Raw genomic sequence first — 6,364 nt, forward strand, 5'->3', positions numbered from 1 at the left:
CACCGGCAGGCCGGTGTGTCGCTGCTCGTCGAGGAAAACGCCGCGCGAGCGGACAAGTCGACGAACGGCATCGACTATCGCTGGGGCGAGCATTACGAGACGCCGGAGGAAGGTCAGCAGATCGCTCGTCGGCGCCACGAGGAGTATCTAGCCGCGCAGATCACCTTCAACGGCACGGGCAATCCGTTCTGGCTCGAAGCGGGCGAGGTGATGCGCGTCGACCCGGTTCAGGCCGATGCGAAGCACGGGATCTTCATCACGTCGGTCGAATCGCGCGGCGGGCGCAGTGATGCGTATTGGGTGAGCTTCGAGGGAATTGCGTCGGACCGGGTCTGGCGTACGCCGATGGCCTCGATCGAGCGACCGGCCATCGACGGCATCCTGCCGGCCCGCATTACGTCACCGGGCGACTACAAGTACGCGTACCTGACTGAGCAGGGCTGGTACGTGATCAAGCTGCCGTTCGACCTCGATGAGTGGAGTCCGGGTGGCACGAGTCGGCCGGTGCGGTTCGCGAAGCCGTATAGCGGCGACAACTATGGGCATCACTTCCCGCTGATCGACGGGGCGGAGGTGGCGATCGTCTTTACGGACGGCCATCCGGATCGGCCCGTGATTATCGGCGCGATGCACGACAGCCTGCATCCGGATCTCGTCAACAACCTGAACCACACCCGGAACCTGATCCGCACGGCCGCGCAGAACGAGTTGCGGATGGAGGATAAGGAAGGCGTCGAGCATATTCATCTGACGACGCCGTTTCAGACCAGTGAGCTCAATCTCGGGCATATGGTCGATGGGGAGCGCAAGGAGCGAGGCAAGGGGGCTGAGCTCCGGACGGATGAGCACGTTTCGGTTCGGGGCGCAAAAGGGGTGCTTGTCACCGCTGAAGCTCAATCGGGTGCCTCCGGTCAACAACTTGCGATGCAGGGCGCCCAGGGGTTGCTCGATCTGGCATTGCAGCAGATGCGGTCGCTCGGTGAGACGGCCAGCGCAGCGCAAGCTGTCGCGGCGGATTACGACCGTCAACGCGCGTTGCTCGACGGAACGCTCAAGGAATTGAAAAAATCGGGCGTGCTCGTCAGTGCGCCGGACGGGATGGGACTGGCATCCGGAACCGATCTTCAACTCACTGCGAACGACAATCTGATCGCCACCGCCGGCGGAAACGCTGATATCGGCGTCATGAAGCGGTTCACGGTTGCAGCTGGCGAACTCGTATCGCTATTTGCACAGAAACTCGGGATGAAACTTTTTGCGGCTCGTGGCAGGGTCGAGATCCAGGCGCAGAGTGACGAGATGCACTTGATGTCCGAGAAGGACATGCGGATGACCAGTGCCAACGGGCGGGTCACGATCGAAGCGAAAAGCGAGCTCATCCTCAAATGTGGCGGTTCCTACGTCCGTATTTCCTCGACCGGTATCGAAGATGGAACACGCGGCAACCGGACAATCAAGTCGGCAGCCTTCAGCCGGCAGGGGCCGAGTTCGCTTGCAGAATCGATGAACACGTGGAAGCACGCAAATTACGCCGATACCTACGTCTTGCGAAATCCTTCCACAGGAGAGCCGCTTGGTAATGCAAGCGCCGAGATCAAGCGGGACGACGGTAGCGTGCTTAAAGTGCTGACTGACGAGTCTGGCAAGACGCCACATCAAAAAAGCCTCTTCACTGAGCACGTTCGCATTCGTGTGCTGGACTGAACCTACTGACTCTCGGTCGAGAACAACTTCATGACAGAATCCCTTTCCGTTCTGCATCACAGCATGGTCGACGAGAACGGTGACCAATACAGCATCGCGGCGCTGACTTCCACGGAGGATCGACGCGAAAAGATCGTGCTCGCGAAGCCCTACGTCATTCCTATTGTCTTCCTGCCTGGCATCATGGGCACGAACCTTCGTAAGAAAGAAGGCAAGACCAGTGTTTGGCAGCCACCCAACGCGGATTTGCGTGGTGCCGCGGACCTGATCGGACAATTGTTCAGTTATTTGTTCAAGAACACCAAGGAACGTGCCGGCGATCTGGTGACCAACTCGGTAGAAATCGATCCCAGCGGGCCGATCGATGCTGGCAAGAGCGGGCTGCCGAAGAATGTGCTGGTCGCGCGTGGCTGGGGCGCCTTGATGCGCTCCAGCTACCATCCGTTCATGGCCAAACTTCAGCATCTGCTGAACGATCTGTCTCGGTATGACTTCCAACGCTGCGAAGCTGACCTTCAGAAATGGGCGGCCGAAGCCGGCCAGGATGCCCCCACGAAATGGGGGGCAAAAGAAGGCAATGCTCTCACGCGTGAAGAAATCCTGCATGCCGCGAACTACCAATTCGACGTCTGGGCCGGCGGCTACAACTGGCTGCAGAGCAACCGGGACTCCGGTGCTGCCATCAAGGAATTGATCGAAAAAACCATTCTGCCGTTCTACAACGAAGGCAAAGGCATTGTGGTCCCCGACACGCCCGACGGGAAAGGCGGGTTGTCATGCTACAACGAGCGTCCGGCACCGAATCGGCCGATGGCGGAAAAGGTGATCGTCGTCACCCACTCGATGGGTGGGCTGGTCAGCCGCTCGCTCACGGAACTGCACCACTGTGACAAGGTGTTGGGCGTTTCGCACGGAGTGCAACCCGCTACGGGTGCGCCCGCAACCTATAAGCGTATGCGCTCGGGCTTTGAAGGGGCGGAGCGACTCTTCCTCGGCCGCAACGCCGCAGACGTGGTGGCGATTCTCTCGCAAGCGCCTGGTGGCCTCGAACTGCTGCCCACTGCGGACTACAACGACGGCAAACCGTGGCTCAAGGTGCGGGACAAGGGGAGTGGGAGAGAGATTCTTGCGTTGCCGCAGAACGGCGATCCCTATGACGAGATTTATTCCTCGCCGGCGTGGTATGGGTTGGTGCCGGACGAGAATCTGGGGCTAATGAATCCGGAGGGGAAGAAGGCAGGGGCTGGATCGGCGGCCGCTTCGAAGCCTAAGCGTAAGCTGCCGCGCGTCGACCTTAATGAAACAATTGAAAAAATCAGAGAGTTTCACCAAGCCATCGAGAATCGCTACAACCACCTCACCTATGCCCACTATGGCGCGCAGGGCAAGCGTGATATTGACAAGAATCCGGGAGGGCTCTTGGGAACAGGACTGTTGGCGAGCAAGGACCGCTTCACTTGGGGCGAGGTGGCGTGGGAAGGAGGCGGGCTGGATGACTTTGACGCTGTCGAGATGACTATTGCAGGCGACGACGGCAACGGCACACTCGTGACGACCTCGAACATCAAGCTCACCATCAGTGAACCCGATTGCCCGGGGGACGGGACCGTCCCGGTGTATTCGGGTGAGGCCCCGGGCAAGGCCGGCATTGCCATGAGTTTTGCCCACGGGCAAGGCAACGCCGGTCAATGCAACGAGCATTTCGGATATGACCATCAGGGCAGCTACGGCGACGCGTACGGCCGATCGCTATACGCGACCATGTACGCCATCGTCAAGATCGCTCAGGAAGCCCACTGGCACAAAAAGGAGTCGGCATGAAGCAAGGTTGGATAACTCGAGCCGTCGGGCGCCATCTGGTGGAACTTCCCCCTGAGGCGACTACCGTCGAGACGTATAAGTACAACGAGGTGAAGATTGACCTGCTGCCTGGGATCACGACGCAAGCAAGCTTTAATTACTTGGTTGCTCAAAGGGAGCAGGAATTGCGCGCTACCAAACACGTTAAATATGGCACTTTGTTCATTGAGCGGGTGCCGCACGCCAACGGTTCAGTAACGCTGATCTCATGGAATCGTCCGACAGGCGATATCTTGTATCGATTCGATACCTACTTCCGGGCCGGCTCAAAAAGCCTGAAGTACTCAGGAGAGGTGTCGCCGGACCTCAGGACCAGTGCACTTGGCACCTGTCAAGACATGTCTCGCGAGTGGCAAGAAATCCCGCCCGGCGAACTACCGGAAAGCATTGGTTTTGTCGCCGGTAACGCCATCTTGGTCGACAAGGACTTCAACCTCGAAAGCTGGGAACTGAACATCCGACTGCCCAACAAACCCGATGTCTGGTTCCGGCTGACGTCCTATGCGCAAGAGAGTGTGGAGCCCGGCTTGCGTGCCCGCGCGGGAGGGGTTCTGCCCGCATTGCTAGGGGCGGTGGTCGGCGTGGGCCAGTTGCGCAACCGTGCCCGGCCCATCGGCCCGATTGAAGCGGACGAGATTCTGGTGGCCGGCACGCAGGACGGCAAACGCACCTACGGATTCAAATGGGAAGCGCCGGGCAAGGCGTACTCGCTGGCCGAACCTAATCTGAATGCATCATTGCGCGTAGGCGAAAGCGCCTATCCGACAAATCAGGAGTCCTTCGCCAACGATGGCGAGGCACTGGAGTTGTGGGATGGCGTGGTGGATTCCATTCGCCTGCGCCCGGGGGCGGTATGACAACATTGTCCCGCCGCAAAGTCTTGATGGCGCTCGTCGCCACGCTCGGGCCTCGTATCCCGTGCTGCGCACCGCATGCCATGACGGTAGGCGACGTCATGCGGTACCTGGACGAAGAATTGTTTCCGTCGCCTTGCCAGAAGCGCAATGAATCGCATTGCTCTATCGGTCGATCGTACAAGAAATCGTCGTTATGAAGCGGGTTGCGGTCGCAACGAGCGAACTCGTGTCGTTCTTCGCGCAGAAACTCGGTCGGAAGCCCTTTGCAGCTCGGGGGCAAGTCGAGATTCAAGCATAAGGCGACGAGATGCACCTGATGTCAGAAAAGAACATGCGGATGACCAGCGCTAACGGGCGGGTCACGATCGAAGCGAAAAGCGAGCTCATCCTCAAATGTGGCGGTTCCTACGTCGGGATCTCGTCCAACGGTACGGTCCCTATCCGGTCGGGGCGTGCGCCTGCACCTTTTGCAAAAGCTTGCGTTGCCTTCGGAGGAGTTGAGCACGAGGGCGCATATAACCCATTGCCATGCCGGCTGTTCGCGCTCCGAGCAATCACGCGTTTGGTGAGCAATGTCAAGGGCACGTCGATGGAATACACGCCATGCTAAAGGCCGGTTGGTTGGTCTGCGTAGTTATGCTGACGAGTTGCAGTGTCAAGGACATGAAGCTCACAGAACAGGAAAAGAGGACTGTGATGGAAATGACAACAGATATGAAGTCGCGCTGTGTCGGGCGCTATTTGATCGAACTGCCTGCCAACGCGTTGCCAATCGGAAATGCTAAATTTGACGGTGTGAATGTCGACGCGAAAGCTCAGAGGTTGGAGGAGTTTCAGCGTGAGATGGATGCGCGTCAGGTGGAACTTAAGACGGCGAGAAATCCACGTGATTATCAGTTTTTCTTCGAGAGTGGAAAAGTTCGCGGAATCGAAAATACGCGCTACTTCATTTTTAATCCAGAGTTAAGTGACGCGAATCGTGACATCGAGGTTCACAAGTGGGATCGTGGTTACCAAATCAGTCTGAAGGTCGAGGGCACGGATTGGAGTGGATCTGTAGAAAAAAATAAATCGTGGGTCAAGGAAAAGGAAGTTCAAAATGATGTGCCGCGTCAATTGGCGCTGGCCTTTGATCTGATTGAGAAATTACAAGGTCGTCCCGACGACGTTATTCCGACGGAACCTGGCGCTTGCTTCGTTGGCGGCTTCATGCCGGGTAAGGCAATTTCAGAAAGCGAGGAAGTTTCGACTAGCTATGTACTTGCTGAAAAGCCGGATGTTGCGTTCAGTTGGGACAGTTTCTCCGGCTTGCAGGCATCCAGCACGTTGCTGCCTCGTGTACGGAGTGCGGATGTCCAGGATGCATTGAAGACGGCTCAGGGGCGGATGATTCGATCCGGGAATGTCGAACTGCCTAGCGGCATGAAAGTGGACGAGGTATTGGTGTCAGCGCTCACGCAGGTGAACGTGCAAGGAATTCATGGCTCGCTGGAAGCGAATTACCAGGGTAGCCCCCAAGCGCCCTACATCGTTTTCGACATGCTAACCGCGAGCCCGAATTTTCTGGCCGAGGCAGACACAATCAAGCAATCGTCACTCACGGAAGGGGAGGCCGCGGCTCTGTGGGATGCGGTGTCTCGTAGCCTTCGGCCTCGTCCCAATGCCTTTTGAAGATAACTGATGCCTGTGGATTTCGACAAACTGCCGCCGAAGACACCCGCACCAGACAAGCCGCCGTCTCGCTTCGTCTGGAATCCGGGCGACGAACTGCAGGCCTCGCACCCGCTGCGCGACGCGAAGGTGACCGTCGAGGACATTGAGGACAACCCGGGTTTCTTCCGCATCAAGCTCTTCATCATCCCGCACTTCCAGGTAGAGGGTATGGACATCGGGCTGTCGCTGGTGTCGCAAATGCCGAAGGCCAAGAGCTGATTTGACGTTTG

5 protein-coding genes and 1 pseudogene are annotated in these 6,364 nt (G+C 58.0%); all 6 read left to right on the forward strand.

Going from position 1 to position 6,364, the window contains the following annotated elements; genetic code table 11:
• Positions 1 to 1,704 (forward strand): type VI secretion system Vgr family protein (gene vgrG / locus HWX25_RS32310; protein ID WP_175912629.1); only part of this gene is annotated, 1,704 nt, incomplete at its 5' end.
• A 30-nt stretch (positions 1,705 to 1,734) separates the two neighbouring features.
• Entirely contained in the window at positions 1,735 to 3,525 is a 1,791-nt protein-coding gene (locus tag HWX25_RS32315; protein WP_175912630.1) for a hypothetical protein, read from the forward strand.
• A complete protein-coding gene (locus HWX25_RS32320) occupies positions 3,522 to 4,421 on the forward strand; it encodes a T6SS immunity protein Tli4 family protein (protein WP_175912632.1) in 900 nt (299 codons plus the stop codon). The genes HWX25_RS32315 and HWX25_RS32320 overlap by 4 nt, the downstream gene beginning before the upstream one ends.
• A 307-nt stretch (positions 4,422 to 4,728) precedes the next feature.
• Complete coding sequence (locus HWX25_RS32325; protein WP_279610154.1) at positions 4,729 to 5,031, forward strand: DUF2345 domain-containing protein; 303 nt, start codon at positions 4,729 to 4,731, stop codon at positions 5,029 to 5,031.
• A gap of 53 nt (positions 5,032 to 5,084) precedes the next feature.
• Positions 5,085 to 6,092, forward strand: a complete 1,008-nt coding sequence (locus HWX25_RS32330) for a T6SS immunity protein Tli4 family protein (protein ID WP_175912634.1) — start codon at positions 5,085 to 5,087, stop codon at positions 6,090 to 6,092.
• A gap of 81 nt (positions 6,093 to 6,173) precedes the next feature.
• Positions 6,174 to 6,353 (forward strand): annotated as a pseudogene (locus tag HWX25_RS32335) (type VI secretion system contractile sheath large subunit); the annotation flags it as partial.
• Positions 6,354 to 6,364: the final 11 nt, after the last annotated feature.

This window comes from Burkholderia sp. BCC1640 (genome assembly GCF_902833125.1).
Lineage (GTDB): Bacteria > Pseudomonadota > Gammaproteobacteria > Burkholderiales > Burkholderiaceae > Burkholderia > Burkholderia diffusa.

Bases quoted from the DNA above. Each gene is read 5' to 3' on its own strand.
- HWX25_RS32330 (WP_175912634.1), top strand. From the start codon at position 5,085: ATGAAGCTCACAGAACAGGAAAAGAGGACTGTGATGGAAATGACAACA.
- HWX25_RS32320 (WP_175912632.1), top strand. From the start codon at position 3,522: ATGAAGCAAGGTTGGATAACTCGAGCCGTCGGGCGCCATCTGGTGGAA.
- HWX25_RS32325 (WP_279610154.1), top strand. From the start codon at position 4,729: ATGCACCTGATGTCAGAAAAGAACATGCGGATGACCAGCGCTAACGGG.
- HWX25_RS32315 (WP_175912630.1), top strand. From the start codon at position 1,735: ATGACAGAATCCCTTTCCGTTCTGCATCACAGCATGGTCGACGAGAAC.